This window comes from Sphingomonas sp. CFBP 8760, from assembly GCF_014841615.1.
Taxonomy (GTDB): domain Bacteria; phylum Pseudomonadota; class Alphaproteobacteria; order Sphingomonadales; family Sphingomonadaceae; genus Sphingomonas.
The window spans coordinates 22,612-39,713 of sequence record NZ_JACYUG010000001.1; the positions used below are offsets into that span (position 1 = coordinate 22,612).

The following is a 17,102-nucleotide window of genomic DNA, read 5'->3' on the forward strand; positions in this document are numbered from 1 at the left end:
GTTCAACCGTTCAGGATATCGTTGACGTGCAGCATGCCGTGGAGGCGTCCATCGGCATCGGTGACGGGGAGGACCAGCAGGCCGCCGGCGTGCTCGCGCATCATGACCATTGCCTCCCCCAGTCTGGCGTCCAGACCGATCACCTGCGGTTCGGATTGCATCAGGGCGTGGGCGGGGGTGGTGTAGACGTCGTGGCGCGCCTGAAGGTGACGGCGGATGTCGCCGTCCACCACCAGACCCACCAGCCGGCGCTCGTGATCGACGATGCAGGCGGCCCCCATCCGTCCACCGGACATCACCGCCAGCAATTCGGCCACGGATGCGGACGGCAGCGCCACCGGCAATTCCATCCCCGTGCGCATCACGGCGTGGATCGGCACCATCTGCCGGCCCAGCAGGCCCGCGGGATGGTGGCGCAGGAAATCCTCGCGGGTGAAGGCGCGGGCGCGGCTGACCGCCACCGCCAGACCATCGCCGATGGCCATCTGCAGCGTCGTGCTCGCGGTCGGCGCCATGCCGATATGATCCGCCTCGCCCCCGATCGTGGCGGGGATCAGATGCGAAACGGCGCGGGCCAGCGGGCAATCGGCCCGGCCGACCACGCCGATCAACGTGCAGTTCCGCGCGCGCAGGATCGGCAGGATGCGAATGATCTCATCCGTCGTGCCGCTGTTGGAGAACAGCAGGACCAGACTGCCATCCTGCACAGCGCCCAGATCGCCATGTGCCGCTTCGGCCGCGTTCAGGAAAAAGGCCGGGGTGCCGAGGCTGGAGAACGTCGCGGCGACCTTTGCCGCGACCAGCCCGGATTTGCCGACACCCAGGCAGGCGATCGGCCGACGCTGCGCGGCAATCGCCGCGACAACTGCCGTGACGCTGTCGGGGATGCTGCGTTCGAACATCTCCAGCGCCTGCCGTTCGCCGGCGATGACGTCCGCGAACCAATCGCGTGCCGCCCTGGCGGCGAACGACCGGGGCTGCCGGGCGACGAGCGCGATCAATGGACCTGCTCCGGTTTGGCGGCGAGCACCCGCGCCATTCCCGCATCCCAGCGGGCGGGGTTGACGGTCCGGCAGCAGCGATCGATGATTTCCTCTCCCGATAGCGCCGGGCTTCCAGGATTGAAGGCTTCATTGGCGAAATGATAGGCGAACCATGTCCGGGTCGACGCTGCGGACGGGGTGCGGGGATCGCCACGGCACACATCGTCGACGAAGGCCGGAATGTCCGAATAGGTGTTGAGCCAGTCCGCGCTGGCAAAGCTGGAGCGTCGCATCGTCGGGACGCCGAAGGCGGCCGCCAGCGCGAAGCTTTTCGAATCCCCGACCAGCATCCCGGCCGCGTACCGGGCCAATGCCGTCGTGCTCGAAACGCCCAGGACACCGGCGGGCGCCAGGATCACCCGATCGCCCAAACCCGAAACGAGGTCCGCCAGTGCCGTCCTGTCGACGTGCAGCACGTTCAGTGGGTGATCCGTCACGACCAGCGTCCCATGGGGGGTGATGTCCGCGGCGATCGTCGCCAGCATCTGCTCGCTGCCGACACCGTCCGGGCGATGCTGGCGGAAGAAATTCTCCTCATGCTCGTATTCCAGCGGCAGCAGGAAAGCTGGCCTGTCCGGCGAAATGCCGAGTTGATCGAACACGGCATGGCGATCCGGTGTCACCTGATCCTGGTGAGCATGCATGTCCGCCCATAGCGGCGCGATCAGGGCGTCGAGCCGGGCGCGACCGGCGGCATCCAGATCGGGCATCACGCCGTTCGCGAACGGCCGGTCGGTTATCATGACCGTCGGCACTACCCAGAACGGTGTGGCGGCGACCTCCATCAGATAGCGGACCGTCCCCGGAAATGCGCGGGCCGTGGCGAAGTCCGCGCTTCGACACAGCACGATATCCGGTGACAGGGCATGGATGTACGCCAGCAGATCGTCACGCTCGATCGGCGCCATGCGCAGGCTGGGGTGATCGTTGCTGTCGATGATGTGCCATTGGACGTTCGGCAGATCACTGCAACTGACCAGCTCGTTGTGACCAAGGCCGGTGTTCCGCCATGGCATCGGGGCCAGCACATGCACGTCGGCGACCGTCACCAGTCGGCGCAGGATCGGCTCGACGATGGCACTGAACCACCAGGGCGTCACGACCGGCAAATACAGCAGGATCCTTATGCGGATGTTCCGACCATGGGAAGGTCCCGGAACCTGTCGTTGAGGCGGTGGTACTTCATGTCGCTCCAGACCGACGCGCGTTTCGAGGAATGCCGAGGCTCTTTCCTTGATAGCAATCGGCCCGAACCCGATTGCCGCACGTGGTAAAAATTTTCCTACCCATCGCCGGGCGTCGTGGGAAAATCCGCTAGATTTGAGGAGAGGATGCCCATGCGGCGTCTCCCGTCGACCCACGACGGAATGTGCCATGACCTATGTACCCGCTCCTGCCGACACCGTTTCCGAAGCGGAGAACACCTTCTTCCTGCGGGGAAAAGTCGGGCGAATGGGCAAGCTGCTCGCCCATTTCGAGCTCTATCGGCAGATCGTCGACATGCCGGGCGCAGTCGTGGAACTGGGCGTCTACAAGGGAGCGTCCCTCATGCGCTTTGCGACGTTCCGCAGCTTGCTCGAAAATGACGCCTCGCGCGAGGTGCATGGTTTCGATGCCTTCGGCGCATTTCCGCTAGCCGGTGTGGAGAGCCACGACGACCGGGCCTTCATCGAAAATTTCGAGCGCGAGCGAGGAGAAGGCATTGCCCGTGAGACGCTGATGAACCTGTTCGCCGACAAGGGAATCGGCAACGTTCATCTTCATGAAGGCAATATCTTCGATACGTTGCCCGATTATCTCGGTCGCAGGCCCGAGTTGCGTATCGCGCTGCTGCATCTCGATGTCGATGTCTATGAGCCGACTGCGTTCGCGTTGGACCATCTGATGCCGCATATGGTGCCGGGCGGGCTGATCGTATTCGACGATTACGGGTTGGTGGCAGGCGCCACCCGCGCGGCGGAAGAACTCGCCTCCCGACATAAGATGCGCTTCGAAAAGATGCGGCATTATACGGTACCCGCATTCCTGCGAGTACCGGCATGAAGTGTGCACGACGATTACCGCGTGATTGCCGGGCGTAACGCCCAAAAACCATCCCGCCGCCAAGCTTTTCGAATAATTTGGTCGGGGCGACAGGATTCGAACCTGCGACCCCCACACCCCCAGTGTGATGCGCTACCAGGCTGCGCTACGCCCCGACCGATGGAGCCGTGCCGACAGGGCCGGTACGCTCCAGAGCCGCGGCCTCTACGCGCGCTCCGGGACGGATGCAAGCGTCCGATTGCACCGACTTGCTCCGGGGTCCTGATGATCCCGATCCCGTCACTCCGGCATCGCCCCGCCAGCCCGTTGCCACGGCCCGCTGCGGGTGGTAGCGGGCCGGTTCGTGCGCGAGGGGCCTGTGCCTTCGCCGATCAGCCATAAACGGGTCCGATGTTCATTCCCTCTGCCTACGCCCAGACGACCGGCGGCGCCGCCGCGAACGGTGGGATCGCCTCGTTTCTCAGCCTGGCGCCGCTGCTGCTCGTCTTCGTCGTGTTCTATTTCCTGATGATCCGCCCGCAGCAGCGCCGGATCAAGCTGTTGCAGCAGTCGGTGGCCGCGGTGCGCAAGGGTGACGGCGTCGTCACCGCCGGCGGCCTCGTCGGCAAGGTGACCAAGGTCGAGGACATCTTCGTCGAGGTCGAGATCGCCGCCAACACCCGCGTCAAGGTCGTCAAGTCGACGCTGGCCGAGATCACGAGCTCCACCGCGAAGCCGGCGAACGACTGATGCTGGATTTTCCGCGCTGGAAGGTGTGGTCGATCATCGCCACGCTGGCGGTGCTGGTCGCGCTGGCGATCCCGAGTTTCCTGCCGGAGCGGGTAACCGCCGGCCTGGGTTCCCGCGTCCCCCACATCAATTTCGGCCTCGATCTGGCGGGCGGCAGCTATCTGTTGCTGGAGGCGGACACCGCCGATCTCGCCAATTCGCGGCTGGAGGCGATGCGTGACCAGGTGACCGCCGAGATGCGCCGCGCCAAGCCGCGCATCGCGATCGGTGATATCTCCACGCGCGACAGTCAATTATCGTTCATGCTGCGCGACCCCTCGCAGGTCGACGCCGCGCGCGAACGCCTGTTGACCATCACCGGCGGTGGCGCGGGCATGACCGGCCAGCGTGAATGGGACATTCAGGTCGTCGACAGCAGCCGCTTTGTCGTGCGCCCGACCGAGGCAGGCCTGCGTCAGGCGATCGATACCGCCATGGGCGACGCGACCGAGGTCGTACGCCGTCGTATCGACGAACTGGGCACGCGGGAGCCGACGATCATCCGTCAGGGGACGGACCGCATCGTCGTGCAGGTCCCGGGCCTGCAAAATCCACAGGCATTGAAGGACCTGCTCGGCAAGACCGCGCGGCTTGAATTCAAGCTGGTTGACCTGACCGCGACGCCGGAGCAGTTGGCAAAGAAGCAGGCACCCGTCGGCAGCCAGATCCTGCCCTATCCGGGCAACCCCGCCGGCCCGCCGGTGATCGCGGTGAAGCGTTCGGTCATCATCTCCGGCGACCAGTTGATCGACGCGTCGCAGACCTTCGACCCGCAGGACAATCTACCGCAGGTGGCGATCACCTTCGACGGGGCCGGCGGTCGTCGCTTCGCGCGCGTGACGCAGGAAAATACCGGCAAGCCGTTCGCCATCATCGTCGACAATCAGGTGATCTCGGCTCCCAACATCAACGAACCGATCCTCGGTGGTCGCGCCTCGATCTCGGGCAACTTCACCGTTGAATCGGCCAACCAGCTCGCCATCGCACTGCGATCCGGCAAGCTGGACATCAACCTCAGGGTGATCGAGGAATCGACCGTCGGCCCCGAATTGGGGCAGGATTCGATCCGCGCCGGCGTCCTCGCCTCCGCCGTCGCAGTGGCACTGGTGGTGGCGTTTATGCTCGTCACCTATGGCCGGTTCGGTTTCTATGCGAACCTCGCGGTCGTCATCAACGTGTTCGTCATCGTCGGCGTCTTGGCGTTGCTCAATGGCACCCTCACCCTGCCCGGCATCGCCGGCTTCGTGCTGACGATCGGCACCGCAGTGGACGCCAACGTCCTCATCAACGAACGCATCCGCGAGGAACGGCATCGCGGACGCAGCGTCGTGCAGGCGGTGGAGTTGGGTTACAAGGAAGCCAGCCGCACCATCTTCGAGGCGAACGTGACGCACGCGATCTCGGGCGTCATCATGTTGGTGCTGGGGTCAGGCCCGGTGAAGGGCTTCGCGGTCGTGCTGCTGATCGGCATCGCCACGTCGGTGTTCACCGCCGTCACCTTCACCCGGATGCTGGTGGCGCTGTGGATTCGCCGCACCAAGCCCAAGACGATCAACATCTAAGGCGAGCGGCCCCATGAAACTTCTCAAGCTCGTCCCCGACGACACCAACATCGATTTCGTCGCCTGGCGCAAATGGGCCTTCGGGCTGACGCTGGCGCTGTCGATCATCGCCGTCTCGCTGGTCGGTCTGCGCGGTCTGAACATGGGCGTCGACTTCGTCGGCGGTCTGTCGATCGAGGAACGCTTCCCCACCCCGCCCTCGCTCGACCGGGTGCGGGAAGTGGTGGATGCGCAGGGCGTCGGCCAGGCTGCGCTCCAGCAGTCGAGCGACCAGCGCACCGTCACAATCCGCCTGCCGGTCCAGAACAGCGCTGATGAAGGCGCCACCAACGCCGTCGTTCGCAAGGTCGAAGCGGCACTGGCGCGCGAATTCCCCGGTGCGACTTTCAGTCGTTATTCCACCGTGGGCAGCAAGGTATCGGATGAACTGAGATGGAAGGGCGGGATGGCCGTGTTCTTCGCCATCCTCGGCATCGCACTGTTCGCCATCTTCCGCTTCGAATGGCAGTTCGGCGTCTCGACCGTGGTGGCGATCGTTCACGATCTGCTGATGACGCTCGGATTCTTCGCGCTGATGCGGAATTATTTCGAAGTCGATCTCAACACCGTCGCGGCGGTGCTGACGATCATCGGCTATTCGATCAACGACAAGATCGTGATCGACGATCGCATTCGTGAGAACATGCGCCGCTATCGCAAGATGGAGATGCGCGAGATCATCAACCTGTCGGTCAACGAAACGCTGCCGCGTACCGTCATGACCTCGCTCACCATCCTGCTGGCGCTGGGCGCGCTCCTGTTGCTCGGCGGGCATGTGCTGCGCGGCTTCACCGCGGCGATGATCCTGGGCATCGTGGTCGGCACCTATTCGTCGATCTACGTCTCGTCGTCGCTGCTCATCACGCTCGGCCTTCGCGCCGAACCCAATCGCGAAAAGCCCGGCACGCTCGACAATCGCCGCGTCCCGGACGCGGAGCGGATCGTCCCACGGGAACGTTGAGGCCAGCGTGAGGATGGTACGATGAGGATGGAACGCGGTCAGCCCGTGAACGGGCCGGCGATCCGTGGCTTCACCACCGCGGGCTATCGCCTCGACGACGTGACGGTCGCGCCGTCGCTGCTGCTGACGATCGATCGCGCCAGCGACTGGATGCCGCCACCGCTGGCCGAACTGACGATCGCGGCGCTGGAACCCGCGCTGGACCCGAAGCCGGAATTCATCGTGCTGGGTACCGGCGCCGGGCTGGTCCGCCCGCCGCTGTCGCTGGTCCGCGCGCTCGACGCGCGCGGTATCGGGCTGGAGGCGATGGACAGTCGTGCCGCCGCCCGGGCCTGGGGTATGCTCCGCGAGGAAGGCCGCCCGATCGCGGCGGCGCTCTACCCGCTCGACGCCTGATCCTCGCCGGTCGCCGGCCGAACCTTTATCGCGGAAAGGGGTGGAGGAGACAGCCCCCACCCCTGTCACGATCAGAGGCGGACCGTGCCCGGATAGGCGAACAGATAATCCGCATCCTCGCTGGCCGTGATCGTCTCCGATCCGGTCACCGTCACGCATTCGCCCGCCTTGAAGGCGACGCCGGCCACCTCGCCGCTGCCCTTGATCGGGACGATCCATGCCGTCAGCCCTTCGGGCAGCGCCACCGGATGCGTGCCGCCGGTCCAGCGTTCGAGCACGAATTTCGGCCCCTCGACCAGCACGGTGCGATAGTCGCCTGCCAGCCCCGGTGACACGATCGGCCGATAGGGATCAAGATGCGCCACCGCGACGCCGTCATCCAGATGCAGTTCGCGCGGCCGGCCGTAATCGTAGAGGCGATAGGTCGTCTCCGAATTCTGCTGCACCTCGATCAGGGTCAGGCCCGCACCGATCGCGTGGATCGTGCCCGATGGCGCGTAATAGAAATCGCCCGCCTTCACCGGCACCCAGTCCAGCTTCTCCTCGATCGATCCGTCAAGCGCGGAGTCGCGCAGTTCGTTCGCCCCGATCGCCTGTTTCGGCCCCAGCGCGATTGTCGAATCGGGGGTCGCCGACAGGATCGTCCAGCATTCGTCCTTGCCGCGCGGCAGGCCGCGCTTGTGCGCCTCATCGTCGTCGGGATGGACCTGCACCGACAGTTTCTCGCCCGTGAACAGATATTTGATCAACAGGGCGGGCGCGGTATCGCCCGGTGCCTGAAACCACACCTCGCCCACGGGCTCACCGCCGCCCTCGACATCGTCGAAGCCGGGATACAGGTCGCGCCGGCCCCAGGGTTTCTCGACGCGGTGGGTGTGGAGCAGCGTTGCCGGCATGGAATCCCTCGAAATCTGACATAAGATCATTGCGGAACGCGCGGGGGCGCCGCCCGCTCCGCTTCGGCATCGTCTAGCCTATTGTTCGGGCGCTGTCCGCTGCGCTAAGGCGGTTGCCGATGCGTATCCCCCAGTCCCGCGCGCTTGCCCTTGCGCTTCTTGCCGCCGTCGCCCTTCCGGTCGCCGGCTGCGCCCGCAACCAGGCGGCCAAGGGCGACACGCCCTATATCGCCCGCGATGTCGGCACGCTCTATTCCACCGCCAAGCGCCGGCTCGACCAGAGCCGGTACAAGGAGGCCGCGGTCCTGTTCGACGAGGTGGAGCGTCAACACCCCTATTCGATCTGGGCACGCCGGGCACAGTTGATGAGCGCGTTCAGCTATTATCTGGCCAAGGATTATACCGCGTCGATCCAGTCGGCGCAGCGGTTCATCTCGGTCCATCCCGGCAACCGCGATGCGCCCTATGCCTATTACCTGATTTCGCTTGGCTATTACGAGCAGATCCAGGACGTGACGCGCGATCAGCGGATCACGCGTCAGGCGCTCGACGCGCTGGGCGAACTGACCCGCCGTTACCCCAACACGCGCTATGCATCGGACGCGCGGCTCAAGATCGATCTGGTCAACGACCATCTCGCGGGCAAGGAGATGGAGATCGGCCGCTTCTACGAAGCGCGCAGCCAGTGGCTTGCCGCCAGCATGCGGTTCCGCAGCGTGGTCGACCGATACCAGACCACCACCCATGCGCCCGAGGCGCTGATGCGCCTGACCGAGACGTATCTGGCCCTGGGCGTTCCGGCTGAGGCGGAGAAGGCCGCGGCGGTACTCGGTGCGAACTATCCCGGCAGCGACTGGTACGAACACGCCTACAAGCTGATGAAGGACCATCCGGTACAGCAGGCGGCGCTGGTCGCCCCCGGCACGCCGATCGTCGCACCGGGCACCAAACCCAACTCGCTTCCCGGCCTCAGCACCGATGCCACCCGCAATGCGCAGCCGGATGCGGTGCCGGGCACCGTGCAGCCATCGACCGCGCCGGTGACCGGTCCCGGCGGGGCCGCCCCGGTCGGCCCCGGCGCGGGTGCCGCCACCCTGCCTGGCCAGCCCACACCCCAATAAGGCGGACCTGGAACAAAAGCGGTTCAAATCCATCGCGAACCGGCGTACATCACCGCCGATGCTGACCGCGCTTTCCATTCGCGACGTGGTGCTGATCGAGGCGCTGGACCTCGATTTCGGTGCCGGTCTCGGCGTGCTGACCGGCGAGACCGGTGCCGGCAAGTCGATCCTGCTCGATGCGCTCGGGCTGGCGCTGGGCGGGCGCGGCGATAGCGGGCTGGTTCGCCACGGCGCCGGCCAGGCGGTGGTGACCGCCAGTTTCGATCCCCCCGATGCGTCGCTGGCGGCGCTGCTCGACGGCAACGGGGTCGAGGTCGAGCCCGGCGAACCCCTGCTCGTCCGCCGCGTGGTGAAGGCGGATGGCGGCAGCCGCGCCTTCATCAACAACCAGCCCGCCTCCGCCACGCTGCTGCGCGAGATCGCACCGCGACTCGTGGAGATCCACGGGCAGCACGATGATCGCGGCCTGCTCGCCGCGCGGGGCCACCGGGCGCTGCTCGATGCGTTCGGCCGCTGCGATCCGTCGGAGGTCGCGCGCGCATGGATCGCCTATCGCACCGCCGAGGCCGATCTGGCCACCGCCCGGGCGGAAATCGAGACTGCCGCGCGCGACCGCGAATGGCTCGAACACACTGTCGCCGAACTCGACAAGCTGAACCCTCAGCCCGGCGAGGAGGAAACCCTCGCCGATCAGCGCCGCACCATGCAGCGCGCCGAGAAGATCGCGGGCGATCTCGCCGCGATCGGTGATTTCCTCGACGGCTCCGATGGCGGCCTCGCCCAGTTGCGTCAGGCCGCCCGGGTCCTCGAACGCGTCGCGGAGGATCATCCCGCGCTCGCCGATGCGCTCGCCGCGATCGACCGCGCGGTGGCCGAAAGCGGCGTGGCGGAGGAACGGCTGCACGAAGCGCGCCTCGCGCTCGCCTATGATCCGCGCACGCTGGAGGATGACGAGGCCCGCCTGTTCGAACTGCGGGCGATGGCGCGCAAGCACCGGGTCCAGCCCGATGGCCTCGCCACCCTCGCCGCCGAACTGACCGCGCGGCTCGAACGACTCGACGCCGGCGAAGGCGGTATCGCCAAGCTGGAAAAGACCGTCGCCACCACCCGTGCCGCCTATGACAAGGCCGCCACCGCGCTCAGCGCCCGGCGCGTCGCCGCCGCGACGGGGCTCGATGCCGCCGTCGCGGGCGAACTGGCGCCGTTGAAGCTGGACGCCGCCCGCTTCCGCACCGTCGTCGCCACGCAATCGCCGGAGGGCTGGTCCGGTGCCGGCAAGGATCGGGTCGAGTTCGAGATTTCGACCAATCCCGGTGCGCCTTTCGCTCCGTTGACCAAGATCGCCAGCGGCGGCGAATTGTCGCGCTTCATTCTCGCGCTGAAGGTCGCGCTGGCCGATCAGGGCGGGGCCGCGACGATGGTGTTCGACGAGATCGATCGTGGCGTCGGCGGCGCGGTCGCCTCCGCGATCGGTGAACGCCTCGCCCGCCTCGCCCGCGCCACGCAGTTGCTGGTCGTCACCCACAGTCCGCAGGTCGCGGCGCGTGGCGCGGCGCACCTGCTGATCGCCAAGTCGTCGGACGGCACCGTCACCCGCACCGGCGTCCGCCAGTTGGGCGAGGCGGAACGGCGGGAGGAGATCGCCCGGATGCTGTCCGGCGCCACCGTGACGGACGAGGCGCGGGCACAGGCCGACCGACTGCTGGAAACCGCCTGACCTTGCGGCCTTCCGCCACCGCCGATACCCCCGCGATCATGGACCCGCTGCCCGAATCCGATCTTGCCGCCGCCGCCGAACTGGAAACGCTGGCCGCCGAGATCGCCCGCCACAACCGCCTCTACCATAATGAGGACGCGCCCGAGATCAGCGACGCGGACTATGACGCGCTCGTCCGCCGCAACACCGCGATCGAGGCGGCATTCCCCCACCTGATCCGCCCCGATTCGCCCAACACGCAGGTCGGGGCCGCCCCCGCCGGGCACCTGGCCAAGGTCCGCCACGCGCGACCCATGACCAGCCTCGACAATGGCTTTGCGGACGAGGATATCATCGAATTCGTCGCCCGCGTCCGCCGTTTCCTGAAACTGTCGGACGACGAACCCGTCGCCCTCACCGCCGAACCCAAGATCGACGGCCTGTCCTGTTCGCTTCGATACGAGGATGGCCGGCTGGTGCAGGCGCTGACCCGCGGCGACGGCACCACGGGCGAGGATGTGACCGGCAACGTCCGCACCATCGCCGACATTCCCGACCGGATCACCGGCGCGCCCGCGATCTTCGAGGTGCGCGGCGAGGTGTACATGGCCAAGGCGGATTTCACCGCGCTCAACGCCCGCCTCCTCGCCGAGGCGACCGCCGCCGGCAAGGAACCGCGCCAGTTCGCCAATCCGCGCAACGCCGCCGCCGGCTCGCTCCGTCAGAAGGACGCCGCCGTCACCGCCGGTCGGCCCCTGCGCTTCCTGGCGCATGGCTGGGGCGAGGCGAGCGAGGTGCCCGCCGACACGCAGGAACATCTGGTCGATCATCTCCGCCGCTGGGGTTTCCCGATCGCCGCCGCCTTCACGCGCGTCGATGATGCCGCCGGCGCCCTCGCCGTGTACCGCGATATCGAGCGGGAACGCGCCGACCTGCCCTTCGACATCGACGGTGTCGTCTACAAGCTCGACCGCCTCGACTGGCAGGCACGGCTCGGCATCGTCGGCCGCACCCCGCGCTGGGCGATCGCGCACAAATTCCCGGCCGAGCGCGCACAGACCACCCTCAACGCGATCGACATCCAGGTCGGTCGCACCGGCGCCCTCACGCCGGTCGCGCGGCTGGAACCGGTGACGGTCGGCGGCGTCGTCGTCACCAACGCCACGCTGCACAATGCCGACGAGATCGAACGGCTGGGCGTCCGCATCGGCGACCGTGTCGTCCTGCAACGCGCGGGCGACGTGATCCCGCAGATCGTCGAGAACCTGACCCGCGACGCCGACCGCCCCGCCTTCGTCTTCCCCGATACCTGTCCCGAATGCGGCAGCCTCGCGGAACGGGGCGAGGGCGAGGTGGTCGTCCGCTGTACCGGCGGTCTCGTCTGTCCGGCACAGCGGGTCGAGCGGCTGATCCATTTCGTTTCGCGCTACGCGTTCGATATCGTCGGCCTCGGGCTGGTCCGGGTGGAGGAGTTCTTCCGCGACGGCCTGATCGCCTCCCCCGCCGATATCTTCCGCTTGCACGCGCACCGCGATGCGCTGATCGCGCGCGAACGGATGAGCGAGCTGGTGGTCGACAAGCTGCTCGCCGCGATCGACGAACGCCGCACCATCGCGTTGGATCGCTTCCTCTTTTCGCTCGGCATCCGGCATGTCGGCCAGATCACCGCGCGCGATCTTGCCCGGCGCTATGTGTCCGCCAGGCGGTTCGCGGCGATGATCCATGCCGCCCTGCGCGTCCGCCGCGCCACCGTGCCCGCGATCGGCGAGCCGGAACGCAAGTTCGTGCTGCGCCGGGGCCGCGCGCTGGTGGCGGCGATCGACACCGCCGGTATCGGCCCGGAGGTCGCCGACGCGCTGCTCGGCTTCTTCGCGGAGCCGCATAACCGCGCCGTCGTCGCCGATCTGCTGCGGCAGGTCGACCCGCAGGACGTCGTCCACGAAACCCGCGCCTCCGCCATCGCCGGCCAGACCGTCGTCTTCACCGGCACGCTGGAAACCATGAGCCGCGACGAGGCGAAGGCACAGGCGGAAACGCTGGGCGCGCACGTTTCCGGCTCCGTCTCGAAAAAGACCGACCTCGTCGTTGCCGGCCCCGGCGCGGGATCGAAGGCGAAGAAGGCCGCCGATCTCGGCATCCGCATGATCGACGAGGCCGAATGGGCGGCGATCGTCGCGGCGGCGGGTGCCTCGGACATGCCGACTGAGGCCCAAAGCGAGGCTGATGAACCGCGGACTTGATATGGTCTTTCTGAACGTCCGTTACGTCGGATGAGTGAGTTGGCCATGGCGACCTTGTCGGGCATCTGCCGGCGGTCATACGCGCCATCGGCGAACAGACGGCCGATCCACGGCCATCGCTTGCGCAGGGCAGCGATGACCACGCGCGCCGGCGCTGTCGGAGATATCGGCGGTGGTGCGGTGCATTATCAGCAGCCGACCACCAGTGTCGACGGCGATACCGCCGACCATTCCTCGTCTGTCAGATCACGGGGATTCGGCATCTGCTGGAGTTAGATGACATCAGATCGATTCGTCATGGCGAGCGCAGCGAAGCAATCCAGTGCCGGACCAGGACGCCCTGGATTGTTTCGCTGCGCTCGCCATGACGAACATCCGGATCAACCTCCTGTCATCCCGCTCTAGCGCCACCATCGACGCGCGCGGGCTGTTCCTATACGTCGGTCATGCGCCTTCATGGCGTACCGGCCACCCGGTCAGCGGTGATCGCGATACGCACGGCGACGGCCGCCGGGATATCGGTGGTGGCGGACCATTCGCCCTGACCGACGCCAAAGACGGTCCGGTCGATCGTCACCGCCCCCGTCATCTTCGCGACATCGCCCGCGATGGTCAGGGTGAAGCCAAGGGGCAATGGTCTGCTGACCCCACGCAGCGTCAGCGTGCCATCGGCCTTGTACCGGTCGCCGCCCAGATGGCGGAACCGGGTGGCGCGCCAGACGGCGGTCGGGTGCGTCGCCGCCGCGAACCAGTCGTCGCCGGGCAGCGCGGCCTGCTGACTGCTGACACTGGCGGTCACCGAGGCCATGTAGACGGTGATCGCCGCCGAGGATGTCGCGAGCGCATCGGGATCGAAGCGGATTTTGGCGTGCCATGCGTCGAAGCCGCCCTCTACCGGTGCCTGCGACCATGAGGTGCGGAAACGGATGGACGACGCCTTCATCCGCACCGCCCAGTCTGCCGGTTTCGCGATGCCCGGCATAGTCGCCTGCTTCACCGGCGTTTCGGAGGGAAGCGGTCGCGGCACTGCCGCCGATGCCAGCGCCCCTGGCGGCGGCGTGGGTGTGGGGACGGCAGGCGACGGCGCGGTCACGTCATGCGGCGCCTCCGCGGGATATCCACCCCTCCCCCAGAGCATTAACCCGGCGAACGCCACGACGATCGCGATCGCCGCCGAACCGAGCAGCCGGGGCGACACCGGCACCATCCGCGCGAGATCGGTCGTGCGATCCGCGAACTGGTGCTTCAGCGCACCCGCCACATGCAGCGCGATCGCCAGCAATGCGATCCATACCATCACGACATGGGCGGCGGAGGCCGCGGCATTGATCGCGTTGCGAACGGCGGACGAAAGACCGGATATCCCCGGCACGTGCGGCCACGGCACGATGGTGTAGAGCAATGTCGGCACGGCGACCTTGCCCGAAGACACGATGAGCCAGCCCGACAGGGGCAAGGCGAGCAACAATCCGTAGAAGCCCCTGTGGATCGCCTTGGCCAAGTGCCGTTCGATGGGCCGCAGCGCCGCCGATGGCGGCGGCGTATAAGCCAGCCGCCAGCCGATGCGGGCGATCGTCAGCAACAGGATCGTGATGCCGATCGACTTGTGGAGCTGGAATGCGGAGAACGTGTCCGGACCGCGGGACACCCCCATCCGCCAGCCCAGCCCGACCTGGAAAGCGAAGGCCGCCGCCGTCAGCCAGTGCAAGACGATCGCACCGCCGGCATAGCGCGGCGCGCCGCGAACGTGATCCATCCCGCTTGCTCCCGTCAATGACAGGCGACCGAGCTTGCCCGCTCGGTATCGCCAGCCTGATAGTATGCGGCCCCGGGACAGGCGCAAAGCAGCTGCGCCCTCCCCGGCCGGTTCGTTCCCCTACCCGCCATCGCGCCGACGCTGTCAGATGCCTTGCCCGGTTCCGTCGACGCGATCGGCGCGGCGAAGAAGGCGATCTGATCGGTCGCAGGGCCCCCGCCGCCTGCCGGGCGCTTGCCCCGGAGCCGCCCGATCAGAAGTTGACGCTGGCCCGCACGCCATATTGGCGCGGCGCACCGTAGAACTCGTTGTTGCCGGTCTGGCCCGAGACATAGTCCTTGTCGCCCAGATTGGTCCCGTACGCCTCGATCTGGTAATCGCCGGAACGATAGGTCAACAACGCTGACAGCAACCCGCGACCGCTCAGCCGGTCCGTGACCGGATTTTAGAACAACGTGGTGAATTGCGACCCGACATAGGCGTAGTTCAGGCGCGGTGTCAGTGTCGCATTGCCGCCAGCCTTGATGCTGTACTGCACGCCTGCATTGTAGGTCCATTTCGGCGACAGCAGGTTCTGTCCACCCGAGTTGGTCTGCAGGAACGGGCTGTAGTTGAAGCAGGTCGGCGGGCTGGACGCGACCCCGGTGGCGCATTGCGGCCCCAGTGTGCCGGGCGGCAGGCGGCGGGTGTTGACCAGCGTGATGCTGCCGAGCCGGGAGTCAACGAACGCCCCGCCGAAATCACCGGAGAAACCGCCAAACTTCACCTGCACCTGCGCCTCCAGCCCGCGGATACGGGCGCTGGGCAGGTTGGTGACGCCGGCCGTGCCGGTGTTCACATCGGTGATCGAGAACTGGAAGCCGTCATACTCGTTCCAGAAGCCGCCGATCTGGGTGCGGATATGCCCGTCGGCCAGCGTCGATTTCAGCCCCGCCTCGTAATCCCACACCGTTTCGGGCTTGAAGATCGAGGTCGCCGAATTGAACCCGCCCGGCTTGTACCCGCGCGCCGCGAACACATACAGGAAATGGTCGGCGTTCAGCTGATAGTTGATCGCGACCTTGCCGGTGACGCGGCCGTCGCTCGCCGATCCGCCGAGGTTGACGATGCGGGCGTTGACCGTCGTGAAGGCCGGATTGCCGGTCCCCGCCCCGACATAGGCGCCGCGGAAGATTCCCCCCTCGCTCGACGTCTTATAGTGCGAGTAACGAACGCCGGTCTGGATCTCCAGCGCATCGGTCAGGTGGTAATTGCCCTGCGCGAAGATGCCGAGGGTCGTCTTCTTGGTCGCGGCGATCGTCCGCGTCGGCGCGGGATTGCCCGTGCTGGTGTTGAACAGGTCGACCTTGTTATACTGATAATAGCCGCCGAGAATCCAGTCGAACGGGCCATCGGTAGGCGAGATGATGTTGATCTCCTCGGTCGTCACCCGTTCGCGGACGGACTGGTTCTGCGTGAACGACGCCGTCGCGGTGCCATCCATGTCGTAGAGATTATTGACCCGGCGGTTCTGATACCCGCTCAGTGACCGGAGCGTGATGCCGTTGTCGAGGACATAGCGCAGGTCGAGGCCGTTGATCAGCGTCCGTTCGTGGTTGCGCGTCGGCGCATTGTAGCTGAGCGTGCGGATATCGTTCGTGCGCAACGCCGCGAACTGCGTGCCGAGGATCGGGCGATAGGCATAGCCGCCGGTGTTGCGGTCGGTCAGCCCCAGCTTGTACAGCGCCTCGAAACTGCCCGGCTTCCACAACACGCCAACGCGGCCCGACTTCTCGTTCAACCGCCCCGGATCGTTATCGAGCGGCCCGATATCGTCATAGAAGCTGTCGTTGCGCTGGAAATTGCCGGCGATCCGCACCGCCAGCGTGCTGGTGATCGGCAGGTTGAGCGCGCCCTGCAGGTTGGTCGTGTCGTAATTGCCGTATGCGCCCTGAACATAGCCGCCGACTTCGGTCAGCTTCGGGCTTTGCGAGTTGATGAAGATCGCGCCACCGGTCGAGTTCGATCCGACCAGCGTCCCCTGCGGCCCGCGCAGCACTTCCACCCCGGCGATGTCGTAGAACGCCGTCGTTCCCGCGATCGGCGGCTGGAACAGCCCGTCCAGATACGTGGCGACACCGTTGGACACGGCGGGCGACGGACTTGCCAGCCCGATGCCGCGGATATTGACCGACTGGGTCAGGCCCGCATCAACCACCGATAGCGACGGCGACGCGAACTGGAGGTCGGACAGGCGCGTGACCGCCTTTTCCGCCAGTGCGGTGGGCGACAGCGCGGTGGCCGCGATCGGCACCGTCTGAAGATTCTCCGACCGCCGCTGCGCCGTCACGATGATGTCGGCCAGGCTGTCCTCCGCCGGGGCGACGTCGGGTTCCTGCGCCGTCCCCGTCCCCGTCCCCGTCGCCGACTGCGCGGCGGGCGTCGTCGCGACCGGATCGGTCGGCGCCGCTGGTATCGCCTGCGCCGACGCCGGGTGCGTCGACAGCATCGCGCCGAGTGTCACGGACGCGAGTAGAAAGGCCTTGGCCTGCATGATTGATCCTCCCCGTTTTTCGTTATGATCCGGCGCACGCCGAACGTG

General features: G+C 66.7%; 14 protein-coding genes, 1 tRNA gene and 1 pseudogene. 8 read left to right on the forward strand and 8 right to left on the reverse strand.

Annotation, left to right across the window (positions count from 1 at the left end):
• Positions 1-2: 2 nt before the first annotated feature.
• Together IFT82_RS00115 and IFT82_RS00120 are read right to left on the reverse strand one after the other, a co-directional pair.
• The gene (locus tag IFT82_RS00115; RefSeq protein ID WP_244646305.1) at positions 3-1,001 is read right to left on the reverse strand and encodes a KpsF/GutQ family sugar-phosphate isomerase; all 999 of its coding nucleotides are present in this window, start codon (positions 999-1,001) and stop codon (positions 3-5) included.
• The gene (locus tag IFT82_RS00120; protein ID WP_342355022.1) at positions 998-2,143 is read right to left on the reverse strand and encodes a hypothetical protein; all 1,146 of its coding nucleotides are present in this window, start codon (positions 2,141-2,143) and stop codon (positions 998-1,000) included. Before IFT82_RS00120 ends, IFT82_RS00115 begins: the two co-directional genes overlap by 4 nt.
• A gap of 274 nt (positions 2,144-2,417) precedes the next feature.
• On the opposite strand from IFT82_RS00120, the gene IFT82_RS00125 reads away from it, so the two are divergent.
• Positions 2,418-3,086, forward strand: coding sequence for a TylF/MycF/NovP-related O-methyltransferase (locus IFT82_RS00125; RefSeq protein WP_192123184.1), 669 nt, complete (start codon positions 2,418-2,420; stop codon positions 3,084-3,086).
• Between the two features lie 78 nt (positions 3,087-3,164).
• Here the strand turns inward: IFT82_RS00125 and IFT82_RS00130 are convergent.
• Positions 3,165-3,241: transfer RNA gene (locus tag IFT82_RS00130), tRNA-Pro, on the reverse strand.
• A 235-nt stretch (positions 3,242-3,476) separates the two neighbouring features.
• On the opposite strand from IFT82_RS00130, the gene yajC reads away from it, so the two are divergent.
• Genes yajC through IFT82_RS00150 form a run of 4 tightly spaced genes read left to right on the forward strand, consistent with a single transcriptional unit; the run spans position 3,477 to position 6,812 of the window.
• Complete coding sequence (gene yajC / locus IFT82_RS00135; protein ID WP_192123186.1) at positions 3,477-3,815, forward strand: preprotein translocase subunit YajC; 339 nt, start codon at positions 3,477-3,479, stop codon at positions 3,813-3,815.
• Positions 3,815-5,416, forward strand: a complete 1,602-nt coding sequence (gene secD / locus IFT82_RS00140) for a protein translocase subunit SecD (RefSeq protein ID WP_192123188.1) — start codon at positions 3,815-3,817, stop codon at positions 5,414-5,416. Before yajC ends, secD begins: the two co-directional genes overlap by 1 nt.
• Positions 5,417-5,429: 13 nt before the next feature.
• Positions 5,430-6,416 (forward strand): protein translocase subunit SecF, encoded by a 987-nt coding sequence (gene secF / locus IFT82_RS00145; RefSeq protein WP_192123189.1) that lies wholly within the window; start codon positions 5,430-5,432, stop codon positions 6,414-6,416.
• A 21-nt stretch (positions 6,417-6,437) separates the two neighbouring features.
• Positions 6,438-6,812, forward strand: coding sequence for an Mth938-like domain-containing protein (locus IFT82_RS00150; protein WP_192123191.1), 375 nt, complete (start codon positions 6,438-6,440; stop codon positions 6,810-6,812).
• Positions 6,813-6,883: 71 nt separating this feature from the next.
• Here the strand turns inward: IFT82_RS00150 and IFT82_RS00155 are convergent, their stop codons facing one another.
• Positions 6,884-7,708: a class I mannose-6-phosphate isomerase gene (locus IFT82_RS00155; protein WP_192123193.1), complete on the reverse strand. Its 825-nt coding sequence runs from the start codon at positions 7,706-7,708 to the stop codon at positions 6,884-6,886.
• A 119-nt stretch (positions 7,709-7,827) separates the two neighbouring features.
• Here IFT82_RS00155 and IFT82_RS00160 point away from each other — a divergent pair, with 119 nt between their 5' ends.
• Genes IFT82_RS00160 through ligA form a run of 3 tightly spaced genes read left to right on the forward strand, consistent with a single transcriptional unit; the run spans position 7,828 to position 12,765 of the window.
• Entirely contained in the window at positions 7,828-8,829 is a 1,002-nt protein-coding gene (locus tag IFT82_RS00160; protein WP_192123195.1) for an outer membrane protein assembly factor BamD, read from the forward strand.
• A gap of 58 nt (positions 8,830-8,887) precedes the next feature.
• Positions 8,888-10,546, forward strand: a complete 1,659-nt coding sequence (gene recN, locus IFT82_RS00165) for a DNA repair protein RecN (protein ID WP_192123197.1) — start codon at positions 8,888-8,890, stop codon at positions 10,544-10,546.
• A gap of 38 nt (positions 10,547-10,584) precedes the next feature.
• Entirely contained in the window at positions 10,585-12,765 is a 2,181-nt protein-coding gene (gene ligA / locus IFT82_RS00170; RefSeq protein ID WP_192124211.1) for an NAD-dependent DNA ligase LigA, read from the forward strand.
• A gap of 17 nt (positions 12,766-12,782) precedes the next feature.
• Here the strand turns inward: ligA and IFT82_RS20670 are convergent.
• The 4 genes and pseudogenes from IFT82_RS20670 to IFT82_RS00185 all read right to left on the reverse strand — a co-directional run.
• Positions 12,783-12,984 (reverse strand): annotated as a pseudogene (locus tag IFT82_RS20670) (transposase); the annotation flags it as partial.
• 235 nt (positions 12,985-13,219) lie between these two features.
• Complete coding sequence (locus IFT82_RS00175; RefSeq protein WP_192123199.1) at positions 13,220-14,521, reverse strand: YceI family protein; 1,302 nt, start codon at positions 14,519-14,521, stop codon at positions 13,220-13,222.
• Between the two features lie 253 nt (positions 14,522-14,774).
• A complete protein-coding gene (locus tag IFT82_RS00180; protein ID WP_192123200.1) occupies positions 14,775-14,918 on the reverse strand; it encodes a hypothetical protein in 144 nt (47 codons plus the stop codon).
• Positions 14,919-14,966: 48 nt separating this feature from the next.
• A complete protein-coding gene (locus IFT82_RS00185) occupies positions 14,967-17,054 on the reverse strand; it encodes a TonB-dependent receptor (RefSeq protein ID WP_192123202.1) in 2,088 nt (695 codons plus the stop codon).
• Between the last annotated feature and the right edge of the window lie 48 nt (positions 17,055-17,102).

Bases quoted from the DNA above. Each gene is read 5' to 3' on its own strand.
- IFT82_RS00125 (WP_192123184.1), top strand. From the start codon at position 2,418: ATGACCTATGTACCCGCTCCTGCCGACACCGTTTCCGAAGCGGAGAAC.
- yajC (WP_192123186.1), top strand. From the start codon at position 3,477: ATGTTCATTCCCTCTGCCTACGCCCAGACGACCGGCGGCGCCGCCGCG.
- secD (WP_192123188.1), top strand. From the start codon at position 3,815: ATGCTGGATTTTCCGCGCTGGAAGGTGTGGTCGATCATCGCCACGCTG.
- secF (WP_192123189.1), top strand. From the start codon at position 5,430: ATGAAACTTCTCAAGCTCGTCCCCGACGACACCAACATCGATTTCGTC.
- IFT82_RS00150 (WP_192123191.1), top strand. From the start codon at position 6,438: ATGAGGATGGAACGCGGTCAGCCCGTGAACGGGCCGGCGATCCGTGGC.
- IFT82_RS00155 (WP_192123193.1), bottom strand. From the start codon at position 7,708: ATGCCGGCAACGCTGCTCCACACCCACCGCGTCGAGAAACCCTGGGGC.
- IFT82_RS00160 (WP_192123195.1), top strand. From the start codon at position 7,828: ATGCGTATCCCCCAGTCCCGCGCGCTTGCCCTTGCGCTTCTTGCCGCC.
- recN (WP_192123197.1), top strand. From the start codon at position 8,888: ATGCTGACCGCGCTTTCCATTCGCGACGTGGTGCTGATCGAGGCGCTG.
- ligA (WP_192124211.1), top strand. From the start codon at position 10,585: ATGGACCCGCTGCCCGAATCCGATCTTGCCGCCGCCGCCGAACTGGAA.
- IFT82_RS00175 (WP_192123199.1), bottom strand. From the start codon at position 14,521: ATGGATCACGTTCGCGGCGCGCCGCGCTATGCCGGCGGTGCGATCGTC.
- IFT82_RS00185 (WP_192123202.1), bottom strand. From the start codon at position 17,054: ATGCAGGCCAAGGCCTTTCTACTCGCGTCCGTGACACTCGGCGCGATG.